This is a genomic window from Caulobacter vibrioides (assembly GCF_002858865.1).
Taxonomy (GTDB): Bacteria; Pseudomonadota; Alphaproteobacteria; order Caulobacterales; family Caulobacteraceae; genus Caulobacter; species Caulobacter vibrioides.
In genome coordinates this window covers 106,552-126,872 of sequence record NZ_PJRR01000021.1, presented here as the reverse complement: position 1 = coordinate 126,872, position 20,321 = coordinate 106,552, and the positions used below count along the sequence as shown (strand labels likewise).

Genomic DNA, 20,321 nt, shown 5'->3' with positions numbered 1-20,321 from the left:
GTTTGATAGAGGTTCTAAACCCATGGCCCGCCAGCCAGTCCGAAATCGCCCGCCGGGACTTGTCGTCGTGGGCGGAAAGCGCGCGGGTCGCGCGCTCGGCGTTGTCTGGCTGGTCGGGGCCGGTCCGGGGGACCCGGACCTGCTGACATTCCGGGCGTTCAACGCCCTGCGGGCCGCCGATGTCGTGGTGCACGACGGGCTGGTGTCCGAAGAGATTCTCGATCTGGCCCCCAGCCGCGCGCGGCGGATCAATGTCGCCAAACGCAAGTCGCGCCACACGCTGCCGCAAGACGACATCAATCAGCTACTGGTCGCCCTGGCGCAGGAGGGGCTGACCGTTGTGCGGCTGAAGGGCGGCGATCCGTTCCTGTTCGGTCGGGGCGGCGAGGAGCTGGCCGCGTGCCGCGAGGCGGGCGTCGAATGCCATGTGGTGCCCGGCGTCACGGCGGCCCTGGCCGCGAGCGCCGGCGCTGGCGCGCCGCTGACCCATCGGGGCGCGGCCCAAGCGGTGACCTTCGTCACCGGTCACGCGGCCCATGGCGAGCCCGACCTCGACTGGGTCGCCCTGGCGCGCCCCAACCAGACGGTCGTCGTCTACATGGGCGTTTCGACCGCCGCCCTGATCGCTGAGCGCTTGGTCGCGGCCGGCCGCGCGGCGTCGACGCCGGCCCTGATCGTCGAGAATGCAAGCCGCGCGGACGAGCGTCGGATCCTGACGACCTTGTCCGGGTTGGCCGAAGCCGCCGCCTCGGTGCGCGGCCCCGCGCTGCTGATGGTGGGCGAGGCCATGGCGATGGCGGAAATTCAATCTCCTCCCCCGTTGACGGGGGAGGGGCACCGCGAAGCGGTGGAGGGGGCGCTCGCCGCAAAGCGCGCCCCCTCCGTCATCTCGCCCCTGGGCGAGCTGACACCTCCCCCGCTTCGCTGGGGAGGAGAGTTCAAATGAAAGCCGTAGTCGCCAATCGCCTGATCGACGGCGAGGTCGTGTTCTGGAAGTCCGGGCAGTGGGTGGAGCGCTTCGGCGACGCCGAGCTGTTCGACGCCGAGGCGCCGGTCGAGCACGCCGTGTCGGTCGGCAAGGGCCAGCCCACCGTCGTGGTCGACGTCTATCCGATCGACCTCGTGCAGTCCGACGGCCGCTGGGCCCCGCTCAGCTACCGTGAACGGATCCGGGCCCTGGGTCCCACCAATGAACCCACGCACGGCAAGCAGGCCGAGGGCGGGGACGTTATCGAGGCGCTGCGTCACGCTGCGGGCGCGGCGCGCTCGACCGGTCGCGTTGACCTGATCCGCAGGAAGTAGGGCGGCATGTATCAGTACGATCTCATCGACAAGGAATTCCTGGCCGACCGCTCGGCCGAGTTCCGGGGGCAGGTCGCCCGCCGTCTCTCCGGCGAGTTGACCGAGGACCAGTTCAAGCCGTTGCGGCTGATGAACGGTCTCTATCTGCAGCTGCACGCCTACATGCTGCGGGTGGCGATCCCGTACGGCTCGCTGAACTCGACCCAGGCCCGTCGTCTGGCGCAGATCGCCCGCGACTTCGACAAGGGCTATGGCCACTTCACCACGCGCCAGAACATCCAGTTCAACTGGATCAAGCTGAAGGACGCGCCGGAGATTCTGGACAAGCTGGCCGAGGTTGATCTCCACGCCATCCAGACCAGCGGCAACTGCATCCGCAACACCACGTCCGACCCTTACGCCGGCGCGACGGCCGAGGAGGTCGATGACCCGCGCGTGTGGTCCGAGGTGATCCGTCAGTGGTCGACCCTGCACCCGGAATTCTCGTTCCTGCCGCGCAAGTTCAAGATCGCCATCACCGCCTCGGCCAAGGACCGCACGGCGGCCAAGGTGCACGACATCGGTCTGATGCTGCGCCAGGGGCGCGACGGAACGCTGGGCTTTGAGGTGATCGTCGGCGGCGGGCAGGGGCGCACGCCCTATGTCGGCCCGACCATCAAGCAGTTCCTGCCGACCGACCGCCTGCTGAGCTATCTGGAAGCGGTGCTGCGCGTCTACAACCGCCACGGTCGGCGCGACAATATCTACAAGGCCCGGATCAAGATCCTGGTCGCCGCCCTCGGCGCCGAAGAGTTCGCCCGCCAGGTCGACGAAGAGTGGGCCAAGATCGACGCCGCCCGCGCCGACCTGCCGACCGCAGAACTGGCCCGCATCCGCGCCGCCTTCGCCAAGACCCCGTTCGAGACCCTGCCGGCGCGCTCTGACGCCTTTGAAACCGCCAAGGCCAATGACGCGGCCTTCGCGCGGTTCGTGCGCAACAACGTCAAGCCGCATAAGCAGCCGGGCTATTCGATCGTCGAGGTCTCGCTGAAGGCTCAGGAGCAGACGCCGGGCGACGCTTCGGCGCAGCAGCTCGAAGTGGTCGCCGATCTCGCCGAACGGTTCAGCCTGAACGACCTGCGGGTCACCCATGCGCAGAACCTCGTCCTGCCGCACGTGAAGCTGGACGACCTGCCGACGGTGTTCGCCACGCTGCAGGCGTCTGGCCTCGCCACGCCGAACATCGACCTCGTCAGCGACATCATCGCCTGCCCGGGCCTCGACTATTGCGCCCTGGCCAACGCCCGAGCCATCCCGGTCGCGCAGGACATCGCGCGGCAGTTCGCCGACTTGGATCGCGCCGAAAAGGTCGGCGAGCTGAAGATCAAGATCAGCGGCTGCATCAACGCCTGCGGCCACCACCACGTGGCCCACATCGGCATCCTGGGCGTCGATAAGAAGGGCGAGGAGTTCTACCAGCTGTCGCTGGGCGGCTCGGGCGCCGAAGACGCCTCAATCGGCAAGATCCTGGGCCCGGCCTTGCCGGCCGACAAGGTCGCTACGGCGGTCGATCAGCTGGTCGGCGCCTATCTCAACGTCCGAAACGACGGCGAGCGTTTCCTCGACACCTATCGCCGGGTCGGCCTCGAGCCCTTCAAGGAGGCTGTCTATGCCCAAGCTGATTGAGCTCGTTGACGGTCAGGCCCGCTGGGCCGAGGACACCTTCACCGCCCTGACCGACGAGGATCCGATCCCGCCCAGCGGCGACGTGATCCTGTCCCTGGCCCGTTTCCAGGCCGAGGGCGACGCGCTGCTGGCCTCCAACAGCCGCCAGGTCGGCGTGCGGATCGAGCCCGACCAGGAGGTCGAGGGGCTGGCCTATGACCTGCCGCGCATCGCGGTGGTGGCCTTGGCCTTTCCGAAGTTCCGCGACGGTCGCGCCTACACCTCGGCGCGCCTGCTGCGCGAACGGTTCGGCTATCAGGGCCAGATCCGCGCTGTCGGTGATGTGCTGCAGGAGCAGGCGGGCTTCATGGTCCGATGCGGCTTCGACGCGTTCGAACCCGCCGACGGCGCGACGCCCGAGGTGCTGACCAAGGCCGCCAATCGGTTCCGGCATGTCTATCAGCGCGCGGCCGACGATCGCCCGATCGCGCTGGATGAGAGGGCGGTCTAGTGGCCTACGACCAGACGAGCGCGACGGCTCCAGGCCTTGCCGCCCGGCTGGACGCCGAGCTGCGCGACGCCCATCCCAGCGAGATCCTCCGCACGGCCCATGAGCACTTCGGCGACAAGCTGGCGCTGGTGTCGTCGTTCGGCGCCGAGTCGGCGGTGCTGCTGCATCTGGCCTCGCGCGTCTCGCCCAGCCTGCCGGTTCTGTTCCTCGACACCGGCATGCTGTTTGGCCAGACGCTGGACTATCGGAAGAATATCGCGGCCCAGTTCGGCCTGACCGATGTCCGCGATCTGCGGCCGGCTTTCGCGGACCTGGCGACCCAGGACCCTAACTCCGACCTCTGGCGCACCAGCGTCGACGGCTGCTGCCACATTCGCAAGGTTCTGCCGCTGGATCGCGCGTTGGGCGGCTTCGACGCCTGGATCACCGGTCGCAAGCGCTTCCACGGCGGTGATCGCCTGAGCCTGCCAGTGGTCGAAGAGGCCGACGGCAAGATCAAGTTCAACCCGTTGGCCAACTGGTCCAAGGCCGAGCTCGACGCCTATGTCGCCGAACATGACCTGCCGGCCCACCCGCTGGTGGCCCAGGGCTATGCCTCGGTCGGCTGTTGGCCGTGCACGCAGCCTTCCGACGACGGAAGGTCCGGGCGCTGGGCGGGTCAGGAAAAGACCGAGTGCGGCATCCACGTCGCGCGGGCGCCCGGTGTCGCGCCGAACGTGGGCGGGGATATCTGATCTAAATCCTCCCCCTAGCGGGGGAGATGGCGCGAAGCGCCGGAGGGGGAAGAGCCTGATGCCCTGCCTCTTCCCCCTCCGTCGTCTCTTCGAGCCGACACCTCCCCCTTAGGGAGAGGATTGGGAGCTACTCCCCAGGCCGATACGTCCGCACCGCGTGCTTCTTGACGTCCTCGGGATAGAAATAGACGTCGCGCAGGTTGCCGATCACATAGCGCTGGGCCTGGTCATTGAAGTGCGGTGAAGCGGGGTCACCGCTCTCGCCGCCGGCCGAGATGGCGCGGGCGCGGACCTTGTCGCCGAACTGCACGACCGCCACGAAGCTGTTGCCCAGCGTGCCATAGTACTTCTTCGTGCCCGGCCAGCGCTTGGCCCCGAACGAGGCCAGCGAGCCCCACTGGGCCGAGGTGAAGCCCACCGGAAGGCTGGGCTTGGTGTCATCGAAGGTCTGGACGATGGCGCCGTCGTTGCGCTGGAAGCGGTTGATCTCGCCCCACGGCGTCTTCCACGACCCGAAGTCGGCGGTCAGGCGGTCTGAAGCCTCGGCCAGCGCCGCCAGCTTGTCGGCCGCTGAGAGCTTGTCGGCCATATAGTCATAGGTGTTGAGGCCTTGGGCCTTGGCCGCTGGCGCGGCCTTGGCCCACATCGCCTCGCCCCAGAACACCGCCAGGGACGTCTCCGTCGAGCGCGTCGACCACTTGCGGTCCCAAGCGGCCAGGGCGGCCACCTGCGCGGCGACCTTGGCCTTGATCGGATCGCTGTCCGCCGTCGCCGCATAGGCGGCCTCGAGCGTCGGGATCAGGCGTGCGAACGCGGTCAGGTAAGGGTCGTAGGCCTTCTCGATGAGGCCGCCGAGCGTCAGGTTCTTGACGTCCTTCAGAACGAGTTCGGCGTGTAGCCCGCGCGGGTTTTCACCGAACGTGTCCATGTACTTCGGGAAGTCCGCCAGCTTCGGGCTATAGGGGCCCGCCGCCGTATAGGGCCAGTTGTTGGTGTTGAAGGTCCAGCCGTTCGGCGGGTTCAGCACATGGGGCGCGTCCTTCAGCGCATGCAGGCCCTTCCAGTCGGTCGCGGGGTCTGCGCCATCGACGGGCTTGGTGTAGTCGAAGCGATCGTCACGGATCGGGATGAACTGCGGGTGCAGATAGGCGATCTCGCCCTTGGCGCTGGCGAACAGGGTGTTGTTCGACGAGTTCGCCTTGAGTTCCGCCACCTGCATGAACGCGGCGTAGTCGGTCGCCTTGGTGCGCAGGAACGACTGCTGGAGCGCGGCGACCGGCTTGTTCATCAGCGCGATGCTGATCCACTTGCCGTTCTCCTCGCGCACGATGGGGCCGCGATGGGTCTTGAAGACGGTGAACTTGCGCTCGGCCATCGCTCCGTCGGCGGTGCGATAGGGGACGGTGATGACCTCTGTCTTCAACGGCCGAAGCTGGTCACCGTACTTGTAGAAGCGCTGGCCGTCCTTCTCGACGATCGTTTCGATGAACTCGTCCACGACGTCGACGCCGCTGGAGGTGTGCATCCAGCCGGCCTTGGCGTTGAACCCCTGATAGATGAAGAACTGGCCCCAGGTCGTGGCGCCGTAGGCGTTCAGACCCTCATTGCTCGAGACCTGCATCTCAGAGCGGAAGAAGAAGCTGGTGTGGGGGTTGATCAACAACATCGCCGCGCCGTCCAGGGTCAGCTTCGGCGCGATGGCGATGCCGTTGGAGCCGGTGGGCTCCTTGAACAGCAGGCCCTTCTCATCGGCGGTCATGGCCAATTGGCGCTTGCCGTAGAAGGCTTCCAGCTGGGTCAGCGCCACGCGCTCGATATCGCCGCCGATGCTGCCTTCCGAGAAGCTGAGCGCCATCCAGGGCTCGAAGCGCTGGATCACCCGCGGCTTCACGGTCGGGTGGGTGTCCAGATAGTAGTTCAGGCCGTCGGCCCAGGCGTTCATCAGCGCCTTCAGCCACGCGGGGCTCTTGGCGTAGTCGGCCTTCAGCACCGCCGGATCAATGAACAGCTTCTGGCGCAGGTCGGCCCAGATCGCCTTCTCACCCTCGGCCTCGGCGGTGCGGCCCAGCGAGGTCATGAAGTTGGCCTCAACCCGGTTGAAGTCGTCCTCTGCCTGGGCGTAGGCCATGCCGAACACCGCGTCGGCGTCGGTCTTGCCGTGGATGTGAGCGATGCCCCAGGTGTCGCGGGTGATCTCCACCTTCGCCGCGCGGGCCTTGAGGCGAGACAGGTCTTCGCCGGCTTGGACAGACCCCGCGCTTAGCGCGAGAGCCAGCGCAAGACTGCTGATCAGGTGGTGGCGCATGACGATCCCCCGGTAGACGGCTCTTCCCCAATAGGCGGGGATCCAAGCCGAGTTCGGAGATCAATGCCAGTCCGCCTGGCGGACCAAAGCCGTTATTGCGGCGGGCAGCCCTTGAACTCACCAACCTTGGAGACCGACAGGCTGGAAAGATCGATACCGCGCAGGGCCTTCATCGAGCCGGCGCCGACGCCGCTGAACAGGTCCAGCTTCAAGCCCTTGATCGCCCCGCCGATGTCGGAGGCGTACCAATAGCCGTCGTGCTTCTCGCCGTTCGGCATGGGCAGGCCCACAGTCTCCTTGATGAAGATGACGGTGCGGCGCGGGATCACCTTCGGATCGACCGCGACGGTGCGCATGGCCGCAACCCGGCAACCCAGCGAGTCGAACGCCCGGATGCCCTTGGCCCCGGCGTGGTACATCGTCGCCTTCATCTTCCACTCGACCGAGCCGGGCAGGGCGCCGCCGCTCAAGGCCGAGGTAATGAAGTCGCCGAGCGGATCGGCATGGGCGGCCGTGGCCGGCGCGGAGTCCGGCTCCGGGGCGGTTTCGGCGATGGCGGGAGCGGCGAATGCGGAGATGACCGCGGTGGCCAAAATTCCGGCGAGCTTGCGTCGCATCGAGGGGGTCCTCTTATCGGCGGTCTGTCGGGCGGGGTCTGGATAGTCCGATCACGGCTCTGTGACAACCCTGTGAGTCGATATGGCGCGGCATGGCCTCGCGCCGTGCGCGAAAAACAAGCATCGATTCAGCGGCTTGAAGCTTGGCCTGTGGAGAGTCGATTTTTTGCTCCCGGACCGTCGAGACGCCAGCGGCATGGCGTTGCGGATCCTGGGCGACTCGTTCGCGGCGAACGTTCACGGCTAATCGGCCAAGGGCTCGGGCGCGTGTCGTCGAAGGGCGGCGGCGTTGGCTCGCCCGGACATGCAGTGGCGCTCATGGCCGTTTCTGGTCGGTGAGAGGCTGACCCTGGCGGATGTCGCTCTGGTGGCCTACACCCACATCGCGCATGAGGGCGGGTTCGACCTTTCGCTCTATCCCGCCGCCTGGGCTGGGATAGGCCGTGTCGAAGCCGATCTCGGCATAGAATGATCTTCCGGAGTTTGAGACCTTGCGCCTGTCGTCCAGCCTGAAAGTCCTCGCACTCGCCGCCGCCCTGGCGACGCCGGCCACTTCGGCGCTCGCCTGGGGCGCGTCGGGCCACCGTGTTGTCGGCGTGGTCGCGGCCAGCAACCTTCCGGCGGATGTGCCGGCGTTCCTGCGCACCCCGACCGCCATCGCCGCCATCGGCGAGTATGCGCGCGAACCGGACCGCTGGAAGGGCTCGGGGAAGATCCACGGCACCGATCGCGACTCCGCCCACTTCCTGGACCTCGATGATGAGGGGCGCATGTATGGCGGCCCGATGTTCACCGTGGCGACGCTGCCGCCGACGCGCGCCGACTACGAGACCGCGCTGCGGGCCGTCGGACAGGACAGCTGGAAGGCCGGCTATCTGCCCTACGCCATCATCGACGGCTACCAGCAGCTGGTGAAGGACTTCACCTACTGGCGCATCCTGACGGCGGTGGTGAAGATTGAGAAGGACGCCACCAAGCTCGCCTACTACAAGGCCGACCTGAAGCGTCGGGAGGAGCTGCTGCTGCGTGATCTGGGCGTCTGGGCGCACTATGTCGGCGACGCTAGCCAGCCGCTGCACCTGTCGGTGCACTACAATGGCTGGGGCGACTACCCCAATCCGAACGGCTACACCAACTCGCGCCAGATCCACTCGCAGTTCGAAGGACCCCTGGCCAAGGCGGTCGGCGATCAGGCGTCGATCCAGGCGCTGGTGCCCGCCTACAAGGCTTGCGCGTGCTCGATCGAGACCCGCGTCGTCGGCTACCTGACCGAGACCTGGAAGCTGACCGAGCCGCTCTACCAGCTCGAGAAGCAGGGGGCTCTGGTCGCGACCGATCCACGCGGCAAGGCCTTTGTGCAGGCCCGCATCGCAGCCGGCGCCACCGCCCTGCGTGACCTGGTCGTCGACGCCTGGACCGAGAGCGTCAACGGCAAGATTGGTTATCGTCCCGAGATCAGCGTCGCGGATGTGGAGTCCGGCAAAGCCGATCCCTGGCTCGATCTCTACGGCAAGGACTGATCCAGGGATGCTGGCGTTCGGCGCGCCCATCGCGGGGCTGAACTACAAGGACCGTCCCGCGGCGTTCGGCGTGGCCGAGAACAGCCTGGGCCAGATCGCTCTGGCCCAGGTCACCAAGCCGGGCAAGGCGCCGTACTTCGATCTCCCGGGCGGGGCGGTCGACGGCGACGAGACCGAGCCGCAGGCGGTGGTCCGGGAATTCGGTGAGGAGACGGGTCTCGTCGTGGAAGCCGGCCCGCTGATCGAGCGCGTCTCACAGGTCTTCCTGAAGTCTGACGGACAGCCCGTCCGGAACTTCGGAGGAATCTACGTCGTGCGCGTCACGGGCTTGATCGAGGGCCTCAAGGTCGAGGACGATCACGCCCTGGTCTGGCTGGACCCGCGTGACGCCGTCGTCGCCCTGCGCCACGACGCCCATGCCTGGGCCGTCGCGGCGTGGATGCGGCGAGGCTAGAAACGTTAGTTCGCGGCCAGGGCGATGTCGGCGCCGCTGCGGCGGGCCAGCTTCAGGTCCGCCGTCTGGCGCTCGGACAGAGCGTCTTGCAGATCCTCGTTGAACTCCATCAGGCAGGCCTTCGCCGACAGGCCGCGAAAGCCCTTGGCCTCGCAGGCGCGATTGGCGGCGATGTTGGCGCGCCGGGCGAACTCGCGCGCGCCGGCCGGGCTCGAAAGGTTCAGATCGCCGACCTTGATCCGGGCGATCGGGGCTTGCGAGCGATCGCCGGCGTGGGCGGCGCTGAGGCCGATGATCGGCGTGGCGGCCAGGGCCAGGGCGGCGGCGACGGCGATGCGGTTGACGAGCTTGCTCATGTCTTGATCCTCGGTTTGGGTGGTCGCTTGGCGATCCGTTGATCGAGGATGTAGAGCGGTCGGATGGCGAACACCCGTTACGACTGCTTCATGACGTCGAATTAAGTCTATGAAAAAGAAGTCATAATTGGTGGGCGCTTGGGAGTGGGCTGCTGCCCGCCCAGTCTTCGTAAATGATTAACCGCAAAACTTGGGTCTTCGTTAGCGCACTTCTGAGACAACCGTCCCATCAACTTTGTTCGCCAGAAGGGATGGGCGGCTATGAAAATCTCGATCACGATTGCCGCGGGTGTCGCTGGCAGCTTCTTCATCGCTCAGGCCGCTCTGGCCGGTGGCGGTTTCGAAGACCAGATGGCCCGTTGCCTGCAGCAGCACGCCAATACGCGCGACGCCGCGCAGGTCATGCTGGAGTGCAACGCTGACGGCGGCAAACTGTCGGACTGCAAGGTCGTGGACAACAGCGCCGCGGGCAAAGGCTTCGACAAGGCCGCGATGTGCATCGCCGAAAAGCTCCCGATGGGCGCCAAGACCGGCACCGTGAAGGTTCCGTTCCGCTTCCCGGGCGGCGCGTAAGCGTCTTTCCGATCGGAACACAAAACGCCCCCGTCGACCTGGTCGGCGGGGGCGTTCTGCTGTCTGGGGCGCCCGCCATGGTCAACGGGGCGCCGGGGATCGGTTAGAGCCGGGTTCGTCCGGATCTGTGGGAACTGTCGCAAAATCGTGCTAACCCGCGACCCATGCTGCGCTGGCCGATATTGCAAGACGCCTGCCTGGGCCCGGAACCGCTGAGATGAGCGATCTGGCGAGCCTGCGCGCGCAGCGGCGCGACCTTTACCAGTTCATCGTCCGCCGTACACGGGACCCCGCCACCGCCGAAGACCTGGTGCAGGAGACCTTCGAACGGCTCCTGGCTTACGGACAGGCCAAGACGATCGTTGATCGTGCGGCGCTCGGCTATGGCATCGCCCTCAATCTGGTCCGGGATCATTTTCGCCTGGCGCAACGACGCGCCTTTCAGGCCTTGGACGACGACATTCCCTGCCCAGACCCCGCGCCGGAGCAGATCCTGATGCATCGCCAGAAGGTCGAGGTCTTCAGTCAGGTCCTCGACGCCATGCCGCCGCTTCGACGCGACGTGTTCATCCGGCGCCGTCTGCACGGTCACTCCTCGCGACAAATTTCCAAAGATCTGAGCCTGAGCGAGGCGGCGGTCGAGAAGCATGTCGCGCGGGCGTTGGAGCAATTGCGTCGCGAGGTCGCGCGCGCTGAACGTCGCGCAGGCGGGGGACGCTCATGAACCGCATCACCCAGGAAGCCGCTCTGTGGGCCGCCCGGCGCCTTGACGCCGATGCTCAACCTGACCCGGCCTTCGAGGCTTGGAAGGCGGCGGATTCCGCCAATGCCCGCGCCTACGAGCAAGTGTGGCGCGCCAGTCAGGATCCGGCTCTGTCGGAGGCCCTTCGGCTCAGCGAACAGCGCCGCGCCGCGCCCCGCCGGGCATGGCGTGCGCCGGTGCTCGCGGGCGGGCTCCTGGCCTGCGGCCTGGCCGTGTTCATCGCCTGGCCGTACGCACAGGTCATGACGGTCCAGCCCCAGGTGATCCAGACCGCGCCGGGTCAGCAACGCGTGGTCGCGCTCGCCGACGGCACACAGGTCACCTTGGATGGTGCGACACGCCTGGACGTCCGTCTCGGGACCGGCCGTCGTCAGGTCGAGCTGGTGCGGGGCGAGGCGTTCTTCGACGTTGCTCACGATGCGCGCCGTCCGTTCATCGTACAGGCGCCCGAGGGCTCGGCGCGCGTGCTCGGGACGGCCTTCGATCTCGAGCGCGGCGACGGGCGGCTCGAGCTTTCCGTGCGGCGGGGAAAGGTCAGGCTCGCACCGACGGGCGTGATCCGTCGGACCGCCGAGTTGACCGTTGGCCAAAGAGCGTTCGCCAAGGAGGGCCGGCTTTCGGCGGTTCGCACCTTCGACCCTCAAGCCGACGACTGGCGTACCGGTTGGCTTGAGACCGACGGCGTGACCCTGGCCCGCCTGGTCGAGCGCCTGAACCGAGCCTCGGATAAACCCATCACCATCATCGACCCGGCTTTGGGTCGCCAGCGCGTGGCCGGCCGCTTCCGGCTCGACGATCCGGAAGCCCTCGCGCGCAATCTGGCGCTGATGCACGGGTTCACCATCCGCGAAACGTCGAACGGCCTGGAGCTGACGCGCTGAGCGCGTCTTGGAAACTTCACAAAATTCACTGTCCTGATTTGCCGCCCGCCAGCGTCTTAGCCCTCGAACCGGCGTTTGACGCCGCGCGACATCGGGGATGACGACATGACTGCGAAGACCTGGACCTGGTTGGGCTCCGCCTCGGCGCTGGCGATGATGCTGGCGGGCGCCCCGGCTTTGGCGGCCCCGGCCGCGAAGCCGACCCTGGCGATCCCAGCGGGGGACCTTGCCACGGCTCTGCCGTACTTCTCCCGGGCCACGGGCCTGCAGGTGCTGGCGGATCCCGCCCTCCTGAAGGGCAAGCGCACCGAAGGCGTGCGTGGCCAGTTCGAAGCCGAACGCGGCCTGACCGAGCTTCTGCGCGGCACGGGCCTCAATTTCGTGCGCAATGGCGGGGCGGCGATTCTCCGTCCGATGGCGCAGCGAGTGTCGACCGCGCCGGCGCCGGTTGCGGCTCAGGCCGCGCCTGTCGCGCCGACCGCCGCGCAGGCCGAGGAACCGGCCACGCTTGAAGCCGTCGTTGTCACCGGCGGGTTCGCCAACTCCCTGGCCCGCGCTCTGGCGGACAAGCGCAAGGCCGCCAACGTCGTCGACGCGATCTCGGCCGAGGATATCGGCAAGTTCCCCTCCAACAACATCGCTGAAGCCCTGCAGCGCGTCCCGGGCGTGGCGATTACCCGCGATCGGGGGGAAGGACTCTTCGTCCGCGTCCGGGGTCTTGGTCCCAACTTCCAGATCGTCACCCTGAACGGCCGCAGCGCCGCCGTGAACGAAAACATGCGCGACAGCGGTCAGAGCGGCCGTCAGTTCCGGTTTGACACCCTGCCGTCCGAACTGGTCGCCGGCGTCGAGGTCGGCAAGTCGCCGCTGGCGTCGCTGGACGAGGGCGCGCTGGGTGGGGTTGTCGACGTCAAGACGTTCCGCCCGCTGGATCTGGGCCGCAGCACGCTGGCTCTGTCGGCCACCGCCAGCCGTCCGCAGTTGGCCGGAAAGACCGACCCGCGGCTGTCGGGTCTGGCCAGCTGGACGAACGCAGAGGGGACCTTCGGGGTGCTTGCGGCGCTCGTCTTCGACCAGCGCACCTTGCGTCAGGATCGCATCACCGGCGTGGGCTGGAGCTATGCGGACCCGGCCTCGACCCTGGGCAAGACGATGATCGCCCAGGGGATCAGCCTCTACCCGACCGCCATTCGTCCGACCCTTGAGCGCGAGGACCGTGAGCGCAAGGGCGTGGTGCTATCGGCCCAGTACCGTCCGAGCGATGAGACCGAGATTACGGTCGACGCCAGCTATACCAAGCTCGACGACCACTATGACGAGCTGACCTATTCGGTCGACCAGAACGTCGCCACCCTGGCGGCGGGCTCGGCGGTCATCAAGGACGGCGTGCTGGTCGGCGGAACGGTCAACTCGACCACCCAGATCGGTCGCGAGGTCAGCGACCTGGCGCACGACAATCTCATGGTGGCCGGCAGGATCCGCCAAAAGCTCGAGGACTGGACCCTGACGGCGGATCTGGCCTATGCCCGCGCCTTCTCCGAGACGTCCAACCCCATCACCCGCACGCGCCTGCTGGGGCCGATCGGCCAGACGACCTTTTCGATGACCAAGGTCGATGACGACGCCGTTCCGAGCGTGCGCCTCGCCACGGCTGATCTCGGCAACCCGTCACTGCTCCCGTTCCGCCGCATCGAGTGGCGCGAGAACAACGCCACCGACGATGAGACCGCGCTGCAGTTTGACGCCGAGCGTCCGCTATCGTGGGGTCTGCTGAGCCGCGTCCAGTTCGGCGTGAAGTATCGGGAACGCTCGCGCGACTACAATCGCGCGGATATCAACTACACCACCAACCTGGCCGGCAAGTTCTTCGGGGCGGAGTATTTCGACGCCTTCCCGGTCAGCAGCTTCCTGGGCAAGGTCGACGGGACCTTGCCGACCAACTGGGCGATGCCAGACCCCGCTGCGTTCTGGGGGCTGGCCGACAAGACCCAGAGAGGCACGGCGCGCGCCGATAAGCGTAACTCCTACCAGGTGTCGGAAGACATTGCGGCCGGCTACATCCTGGGCGACGTGGAGAGCAAGGTGTTCAACGCGCCGCTTCGCGGCCAGCTCGGCGTGCGGGTGGCCAGGACTGAACAGATTTCCGCCGGCCATGCCGACAACGGCTCCGCCGCGATCCCGGTGCGCTACAAGGAGACCTACACCGACGTCCTGCCGACCGCGAACTTTGCGCTGGAGTTGACGGACACCCTGCAGGCGCGCTTCGCCGCCGCCAAGGTGATCACCCGTCCATCGCTGGCCGATCTGGCGCCGCGTCTGACGTTGAACTCCTCGGGCACCGTGTTGACGGCCGTGGGCGGCAACCCTCTGCTCAAGCCGTTCGAGGCCTGGCAGTATGACGCCACCCTGGAGTGGTATTTCGCGCCCGGCAGCGCGCTGATCGCCGGCGCGTTCTACAAGGACATCACGACCTTCGTTTACAGTCAGAAGACCAATATTGTCGTCGACGGTCAGACCTATCTGCTGACCTCTCCGACCAATGGCGGCAGTGCGAAGATCAAGGGGATCGAGCTGGCTTACCAGCACCTGTTCAAGCGCTTGCCGGCCCCTTTCGATGGCCTGGGCTTCCTGGCGAACTACACCTACACCGACACTGAAGCGACCTACTCGCCGACCTTGAAGGACGAGATGGTCAATGTGGCTAAAAACAGCTTCAACCTCACCGCCTTCTACGAGAAGGATCGCTTCGCCGCGCGCGCCAGCTATAGCTGGGTGGACGATGTCCTACAGGACGTTGGCGGCGCGGGCCTTTCGGCTCTGAACGACAGTGCGTTCGGATCGCTGGACGCCAGCGTCAGCTACAAGATCACGCCCAGCATCACGGCGGCGGTCGAGGCGCAGAACCTGACGAACGCCTCGCAATGGCAGTTCGTGAAGGGCGGCTGGTTCGGCGGCTATACCCACTATGGCCGTACGTTGAGCTTCGGGCTGCGGGCGAAGTTCTAGCGCCTGGTCCTGGACACCAAGGGCCGGCTCGCGCGGACAGGCGCGAGCCGGCCGCTTTCGTTCGCGCGCATGGGAAACGTCACACGCTTGGGGTAGGGAAGGCGCATGCTCAAGCTCTCGACTCACCGTCGCCCCGGCCTGTCGCCCGTCGCCCTGGCGGTCGCGCTTTGTCTTGCGCCGGCGGTGTCGCCGCCCGCTTTCGCCCATCCTGGTCACGCTGTTCAGCCCGTCGGCCCTTCGCGTCCCGCCGGGCGCGCCGTGAAGGCCTCGGAGCGCAAGTGGCAGGCGGGCGACCATCACGTCCATAGCTGGTTCAGCGTGTCGTTGAAGCCGGGGGCGGACCCCTCGCAGCCGCCGGCCCTGATCAAGGCCGGTGACGCGGTCAATCCGATCACCACCAACGCCCGGATGGCGGCCAAGCACGGCCTGGCCTGGATGGTCGCCACCGACCACGGCGGTCCCAACCATTCCAAGCTGAACCGTGACGAGGCCTATCCGGAACTGCTGCGCTCGCGCGTCGAGACGCCCGCCGTGCTGCAGTTCTGGGGCATGGAGCTGGATACGCCGGCGGCCGAGCATTCCAGCCTGATCCTGCCGCGTTCGTCCGAGGAGCGCGACGCCCTGTTCGGCATCGAGAGCCGCTACAATCGGCGCGAGCCCTGGCCCGCCGACCCGGCGCGCGACCAGGAGGCCTTCATGCTGGAGGCCTTGCGTCACATGAAGGCGCTGAGAAAGCCGCCTGTGGTCATCGCCAACCACCCTTCGCGATCCGCGACCGCCGTGGGGCGCTATGGGCTGGTTTCGCCCTCAGAGCTGCGCAACTGGAATGACACCGCGCCCGACGTCGCGATCGGCATGGAGGGTGCGCCCGGCCACCAGGCTTCAAGCCTGAAGCCTGACGGCGCCCTGAAGCCGCAGGGCGATCGTGGCGGCTATTCGCGCGCGCCGACCATGGGCGGCTTTGACCAGATGACCGCCAAGCTGGGCGGGTTCTGGGACTCCATGCTGGGCGAGGGGCGCCGGTGGTGGATCACCGCAACCTCGGACTCGCACCGGCACTATACCGACGGCGGCGAGGATTTCTGGCCGGGCGAGTACTCCAAAACCTATGTGAAGGCCGCCCACACCTATGACGATGTGCTGGACGGGCTGCGCAACGGCCGGGTCTTCGTGACGCTGGGTGATCTGGTTTCCGAGGTCGAAGTCACCGCCAGCGTCGCGGGGGCCAAGGCCGATATCGGCGGTCGCCTCGAAGTCGCGCCGGGCTCAGACGTCACGGTGGTCATCCGCGTCCGCGATCCCGCCGGCAAGAACTTCGGTGGCTTCTCTCCCAGCGTGGCGCGCGTGGACCTGATCCAGGGCGAGATCCTCGGGCCGGCGACGGACCGATCCACCGACGCCAACCCGACCACCCGCGTGATCCGTGCCTTCACCCCGACCTCCTGGGCCCGCGAGGGGGAGATGCTGTCGATGACGCACGTCCTGAAGGACGTCCGCCGTCCCCTCTATATTCGGGTTCGGGGCACGAACGGCGCCGAAGCCGAGCCGCTACCGGACCCCCTGGGCGAAGATCCCTGGTCGGACCTGTGGTTCTACGCCAACCCGATCTTCATCACCGTCGCATCGGCGCGCTGAACGCAGCGGCGGGGGCGCGCTTTACGGGACGACGTAGTCCGCGTCTTGCCTGGCTTCGAGGCGGGCTCGGCTCGGGTCGAACACCAGGTTCAACACCGCCAGCACCGCCAGCAGCGCGGCCAGGCCCGTGGCCAGGGCGAAGCCGTAGACGGCGTCGCCGAAGCGGTCGCTGATCAGACCCATCATCCAGGGCGCGATCACCGCGCTGACACAGGTGAAGAACAGGATCACCCCCGAGACCGAGCCGTGCTCGGCCTTCGGGAAGCAGCTGATGCCCTTGGAGTTGATGGTCGGATAGAGCACCGACATGAACAGGCCCGAGATCGGCAGGCTATAGACGGCCACGGCGCGTCCGCCGGCCAGGGCGGCGGCGAAGCAGATCAGGATCGCCACGCTGCAGATCGCCACCACCTGCGTCCACGACAGCCTGTTCAAGAGCCAGGCGCCCAGGAAGCGGCCGGCGGCGCGCAGGATAAAGAACACCGACAGGGCGTAGGCCGCTAGGAGCACGGCGGGACCCTTGTAGTCGGCCAGCAGGGTCGGCATCCACACATAGATCGCCGTCTCGACCCCGACATAGAGCATGATCGCGAAGCTGAAGGCCAGGGCGTAAGGGTTGCCGAACATGGCCAGGGTCACCCGGGGATCCAGCTTCTGCTGGGCCGCCGGCGGGGTTTGCGGATAGCGCACGTTCAGGGCGGCGATGATCAGCAGCACGCACAGCGCGCCGGCGATCACATAGAGCCACTTCCACGACGCACCTTGCGCCAGAAGGGCGGTCACGATCGCCGGTCCGAGGATGGCGCCCAGGCCAAAGAAGCCTTCGACCATGTTCATGGTGGCGGTGTGAGCGCGGGTCGAGGACGAGATGTCGCCGATCAGGGCCAGGGCGCCGGTCTTGAAGACGCCGATCGCCAGGCCCGACAGGAAGAGCAGGGCGACGAAGAAGCCGAAGTCCTTGCCGACCGCGAACAGGAAGGCCGTCACCGCGAAGGCGACAAGGCCCAGCACGATGGTGGCCTTGCGACCCAGCCGGTCCGCCAGGAAGCCCAGGCAGACCCCGCCCAGCGCGATGCCGGTCATGCTGGCGTAGTGGAACGATCCCGCCGCAGCCATGCCAAGATCGAAGGTCTTGATGACGTGGGGAATGATGACGCCGACCGAGTCGGTGGTCATCGCGAACATCATGAACATCAGATAGGTCAGGATGCGGATCAGGCGCGGATCGCGCGACGCATCAGAAACAGTCTGGGTCATTGCGTCAGGTCCTGCCGTAGGATGGCGTCGTGTCGAAGGCCCAGCGCGACCGCGCCGAGCAGGCCGGAGTTCGCGCCGAGGCCCGGCGCCGCGACGAAGGCGTCGATGTCGGACCTCTGCTCGAGCGGCGCGAGGTAGCCGGCCAGGTGCGTCTGCAGCCGCGTCCGCGTCTGCTCCAACAACTGCGGATTGCTCCCGACGCCGCCACCGATGATCACGCGCCGGGGCGAGGCGATCAAGGCGAGGTTGGCCACAAGCTGGGCCAGATAGTCGGCGACCAGCGCCCAGACGGGGTCGTCCTTGGACAGCGACTCGCCGGGCGCGTCGGTCCGCGCGGCCAGGGCCGGCCCGCTGATCAGGCCTTCAAGGCAATCGCCATGGAACGGGCAGGACCCGGTGAAGGGGTCTTGGGCCGCATCGCGCCGGACCAGGATATGGCCGGCCTCGGGATGCAGCAGGCCGTGCGTTGGCGCGCCATTGACGACGAGGCCTACGCCGACGCCGGTGCCGACCGTGACATAGGCATAGTCGCCAAGCCCCTTGGCCGCGCCCCAGAGTCCTTCGGCCACGGCGGCGCCGTTCACGTCGGTGTCCAGGGCGAGCGGCCGATCGAACCGTCGGACGAGCCGGGCGGCCACATCGGCGTGCGACCAGCCGGGCTTGGGGGTCTTGAGGATATGGCCCCAGTCCGGCGCGGCCGGATCCAGCCGGATGGGGCCGAAGCTGGCCACGCCGATCGCATCGAAGCGGCCTTGCTCGGCGGCGAGCGCGTCTTCGATCCGGGCCAGGGTCTCGGCCGGCGTCGTGGTGGGGATGCGGAGGGGGGGCGACAGGTCGTCCGGCCCCGATCCGAAGGCCACCATCACCTTGGTGCCGCCCAGCTCGATCGCAGCGATCCGGCTCATCGGGCGACCAGCCACGTGATGCCATAGGGCGGCAGGCTGACGGCTCCGGCGGGGGAGGGGGCGCCATCAAGCACGTCCTCGGCGCCTTGGGCGAACGTCGGGGGCAGTTCGACGTCTTGCGGCGCGTCGGAGAAGTTGGCGAGACACAGGAACGGCCGTGCGCCCTCATCGCGCAGGAAGGCCAGGACCGCCGGCGCGGCGACCGCGATCGGACGGGCCGGGCCGGCCACGCCAAACGCCGCCAGGCGTTGCGCGCGCTGGCTCAGCTTGGTGAAGACGGCGAACAACTCGGCCTGCAGTGCGCCGGCCTCGCGTCGATGCTCGGCCAGTGACCAGTCCATCTGCGGGCGGTGCAGCCAGCGTCCGTCGCCGGCGCGCAGCGGGTCGTCCTGATAGGCCTCGTCGTTATCGAGACCGATCTCGTCGCCCATATAGATCAACGGCCAGCCGTCCAGCGCGTGGATGATCCCGTACAGCAGGCGAAGCCGCCGCGCGCCCAGGCTGTCGCCATCGGCGTCAGCAGTGAGGCCGGCCAGTGCGGCCGCCATGCCGTTGGTCGACGGAACGCCCCCTTCGGCGGTCTGGAAGGCGCGACCGCGCGAGAAGCCCTCGCCATGCCCATAGGCGTTTGACCAACGTCGCAGGTCACCGGCCGGGGCATAGGCCGCCAGGGCGTTCCAGATCAGATCGTCATGGCAGCGCACATAGTTGAGCCACGCGCCTTGGGGCGGCTTGCGCGCCGCGACCGCCAGGCAGCGCCGGGCGATGGCCGCATCGCCGTCGGCCAACGCCGCCCAGAGGGCCGTCATGACCACGTTGTTGTAAGCGAGGTTGCAGCCGGGCGCCTCACCGCCGAAGAAGGGCAGAACGTCCTCGACGCTCTCGATCGCCTCGGCCAGCAGCACGACGCCCGGCGCAACGATCGACAGCGCCGCGCGCCAGGCTTCGACGATGTCATAGGTCTGCGGAAGGTTGCGACAGGTGGTGCCCGCCTGCTTCCAGAGGAACGGCGCGCTATCGAGTCGGAAGCCTTGGGCGCCCTTGGCCGCCAGGAAGATCAACACCTCCAGCATCTCGGCGAAGACGGCGGGGTTGGCGTAGTTCAGGTCCCACTGGAACGGATAGAAGGTGGTCCAGACATAGCCGCCCATGTCGGCGTTGTAGGTGAAGCTGCCCGGCGCGGTGTCGGGGAAGACGTCGATCAGCTCGCGATCGCGCGCTGCGGCGCTCTGGGCGTCCGGCAGCACGATGTAGTAGTCGCGATAGGCGGGATCGCCCGCCCGGGCCTTGACCGCCCAGGCATGCTCGCGGGCGGTGTGATTGCACACCACATCGAGGATCAGCCCCATGCCGCGCTCGCGCAGGTCGCCGGCCAGGGCTTCCAGGTCGTCGATCGTGCCCAGGCGCGGATCAACCTTGCGATAGTCGGCGACCGCAAAGCCGCCGTCGCTGTCGCCGGGGCGCGGTTCCAGCAGCGGCAGCGGGTGGAGCCAGCGCACGCCCAGCTCGGTCAGATAGTCCAGCTTGCCGCGGACGCCGTTGAGATCGCCGGCGAAGCGATCGACATAGAAGGTGTAGGCGGTCTGCCCCGGCGCGTGCAGCCACGCGGGATCGGCCGCCCGCGCCGCATCGAGCGCGCGCAGGGGCTCTGGCCGCGCATGGGCGGCTTTGAGAAGATTGGTCTTCAGGCGTTCGAGGACGGCGGGGCCGCGCGCATCCGCGCCATAGAGCTTGGCGAACCGCGATTCCACGATCGGCCACAGCGCGGCGAACCGAGCCTGGACGGCGTCGTCGTACGGCGTCGGGATCGAAGCGGTGGAAATCATGCCGGAACGCTCGCGAAGGAGTGGCCTCGCCA

The 20,321-nt window shown here is 67.5% G+C and carries 19 protein-coding genes; 13 read left to right on the top strand and 6 right to left on the bottom strand.

Annotation, left to right across the window (positions count from 1 at the left end; translation table 11 throughout):
- Window positions 1–22 precede the first annotated feature (22 nt).
- From cobA to CVUC_RS17970, 5 genes are read left to right on the top strand one after another with little or no spacing between them, the layout of a single operon-like run.
- Window positions 23–946, top strand: a complete 924-nt coding sequence (gene cobA / locus CVUC_RS17990) for a uroporphyrinogen-III C-methyltransferase (protein ID WP_101685856.1) — start codon at window positions 23–25, stop codon at window positions 944–946.
- On the top strand, window positions 943–1,302 hold the full coding sequence (locus CVUC_RS17985; protein ID WP_096032841.1) for a DUF2849 domain-containing protein: 360 nt from the start codon (window positions 943–945) through the stop codon (window positions 1,300–1,302). The genes cobA and CVUC_RS17985 overlap by 4 nt, the downstream gene beginning before the upstream one ends.
- Window positions 1,303–1,308: 6 nt before the next feature.
- On the top strand, window positions 1,309–2,967 hold the full coding sequence (locus CVUC_RS17980) for a nitrite/sulfite reductase (protein ID WP_096032842.1): 1,659 nt from the start codon (window positions 1,309–1,311) through the stop codon (window positions 2,965–2,967).
- The gene (locus CVUC_RS17975; protein WP_096032843.1) at window positions 2,951–3,457 is read left to right on the top strand and encodes a DUF934 domain-containing protein; all 507 of its coding nucleotides are present in this window, start codon (window positions 2,951–2,953) and stop codon (window positions 3,455–3,457) included. Before CVUC_RS17980 ends, CVUC_RS17975 begins: the two co-directional genes overlap by 17 nt.
- On the top strand, window positions 3,457–4,191 hold the full coding sequence (locus tag CVUC_RS17970) for a phosphoadenylyl-sulfate reductase (protein ID WP_096032844.1): 735 nt from the start codon (window positions 3,457–3,459) through the stop codon (window positions 4,189–4,191). Before CVUC_RS17975 ends, CVUC_RS17970 begins: the two co-directional genes overlap by 1 nt.
- A 127-nt stretch (window positions 4,192–4,318) precedes the next feature.
- Here the strand turns inward: CVUC_RS17970 and CVUC_RS17965 are convergent, their stop codons facing one another.
- Complete coding sequence (locus tag CVUC_RS17965) at window positions 4,319–6,496, bottom strand: acylase (RefSeq protein WP_096032845.1); 2,178 nt, start codon at window positions 6,494–6,496, stop codon at window positions 4,319–4,321.
- A 92-nt stretch (window positions 6,497–6,588) separates the two neighbouring features.
- Window positions 6,589–7,113, bottom strand: coding sequence for a 3D domain-containing protein (locus CVUC_RS17960; protein WP_096032846.1), 525 nt, complete (start codon window positions 7,111–7,113; stop codon window positions 6,589–6,591).
- 289 nt (window positions 7,114–7,402) lie between these two features.
- Between CVUC_RS17960 and CVUC_RS17955 the strand changes: the two genes are divergently transcribed.
- The 3 genes from CVUC_RS17955 to CVUC_RS17945 are packed head-to-tail and all read left to right on the top strand — an operon-like array spanning window position 7,403 to window position 9,087.
- Window positions 7,403–7,585, top strand: a complete 183-nt coding sequence (locus CVUC_RS17955) for a hypothetical protein (RefSeq protein ID WP_336385821.1) — start codon at window positions 7,403–7,405, stop codon at window positions 7,583–7,585.
- A gap of 19 nt (window positions 7,586–7,604) precedes the next feature.
- A complete protein-coding gene (locus CVUC_RS17950) occupies window positions 7,605–8,633 on the top strand; it encodes a S1/P1 Nuclease (RefSeq protein WP_096032847.1) in 1,029 nt (342 codons plus the stop codon).
- Window positions 8,634–8,640: 7 nt separating this feature from the next.
- A complete protein-coding gene (locus CVUC_RS17945; RefSeq protein ID WP_012640154.1) occupies window positions 8,641–9,087 on the top strand; it encodes an NUDIX domain-containing protein in 447 nt (148 codons plus the stop codon).
- Window positions 9,088–9,092: 5 nt separating this feature from the next.
- Here CVUC_RS17945 and CVUC_RS17940 read toward each other — a convergent pair whose 3' ends face one another.
- Window positions 9,093–9,443: a UrcA family protein gene (locus CVUC_RS17940; protein ID WP_096032849.1), complete on the bottom strand. Its 351-nt coding sequence runs from the start codon at window positions 9,441–9,443 to the stop codon at window positions 9,093–9,095.
- A gap of 261 nt (window positions 9,444–9,704) precedes the next feature.
- Here CVUC_RS17940 and CVUC_RS17935 point away from each other — a divergent pair, with 261 nt between their 5' ends.
- The 5 genes from CVUC_RS17935 (at window position 9,705) to CVUC_RS17915 (ending at window position 16,301) form a co-directional block, all read left to right on the top strand.
- On the top strand, window positions 9,705–10,016 hold the full coding sequence (locus tag CVUC_RS17935) for a hypothetical protein (protein WP_010919012.1): 312 nt from the start codon (window positions 9,705–9,707) through the stop codon (window positions 10,014–10,016).
- 172 nt (window positions 10,017–10,188) lie between these two features.
- Window positions 10,189–10,740, top strand: a complete 552-nt coding sequence (locus CVUC_RS17930) for an RNA polymerase sigma factor (RefSeq protein WP_024265673.1) — start codon at window positions 10,189–10,191, stop codon at window positions 10,738–10,740.
- The gene (locus tag CVUC_RS17925) at window positions 10,737–11,660 is read left to right on the top strand and encodes a FecR family protein (RefSeq protein ID WP_096032850.1); all 924 of its coding nucleotides are present in this window, start codon (window positions 10,737–10,739) and stop codon (window positions 11,658–11,660) included. Before CVUC_RS17930 ends, CVUC_RS17925 begins: the two co-directional genes overlap by 4 nt.
- A gap of 105 nt (window positions 11,661–11,765) precedes the next feature.
- Window positions 11,766–14,666, top strand: a complete 2,901-nt coding sequence (locus CVUC_RS17920) for a TonB-dependent receptor (RefSeq protein WP_096034744.1) — start codon at window positions 11,766–11,768, stop codon at window positions 14,664–14,666.
- 105 nt (window positions 14,667–14,771) lie between these two features.
- On the top strand, window positions 14,772–16,301 hold the full coding sequence (locus CVUC_RS17915) for a phosphoesterase (protein WP_096032851.1): 1,530 nt from the start codon (window positions 14,772–14,774) through the stop codon (window positions 16,299–16,301).
- 21 nt (window positions 16,302–16,322) lie between these two features.
- Here CVUC_RS17915 and CVUC_RS17910 read toward each other — a convergent pair whose 3' ends face one another.
- From CVUC_RS17910 to CVUC_RS17900, 3 genes are read right to left on the bottom strand one after another with little or no spacing between them, the layout of a single operon-like run.
- Window positions 16,323–17,558: an MFS transporter gene (locus CVUC_RS17910; protein WP_010919017.1), complete on the bottom strand. Its 1,236-nt coding sequence runs from the start codon at window positions 17,556–17,558 to the stop codon at window positions 16,323–16,325.
- Window positions 17,555–18,478 carry an ROK family protein gene (locus CVUC_RS17905; protein ID WP_164468088.1) on the bottom strand — a complete coding sequence of 308 codons (924 nt, stop codon included), beginning with the start codon at window positions 18,476–18,478 and terminating at the stop codon, window positions 17,555–17,557. Before CVUC_RS17905 ends, CVUC_RS17910 begins: the two co-directional genes overlap by 4 nt.
- Complete coding sequence (locus tag CVUC_RS17900) at window positions 18,460–20,289, bottom strand: alpha-amylase family glycosyl hydrolase (protein ID WP_096032852.1); 1,830 nt, start codon at window positions 20,287–20,289, stop codon at window positions 18,460–18,462. The genes CVUC_RS17905 and CVUC_RS17900 overlap by 19 nt, the downstream gene beginning before the upstream one ends.
- Window positions 20,290–20,321 lie beyond the last annotated feature (32 nt).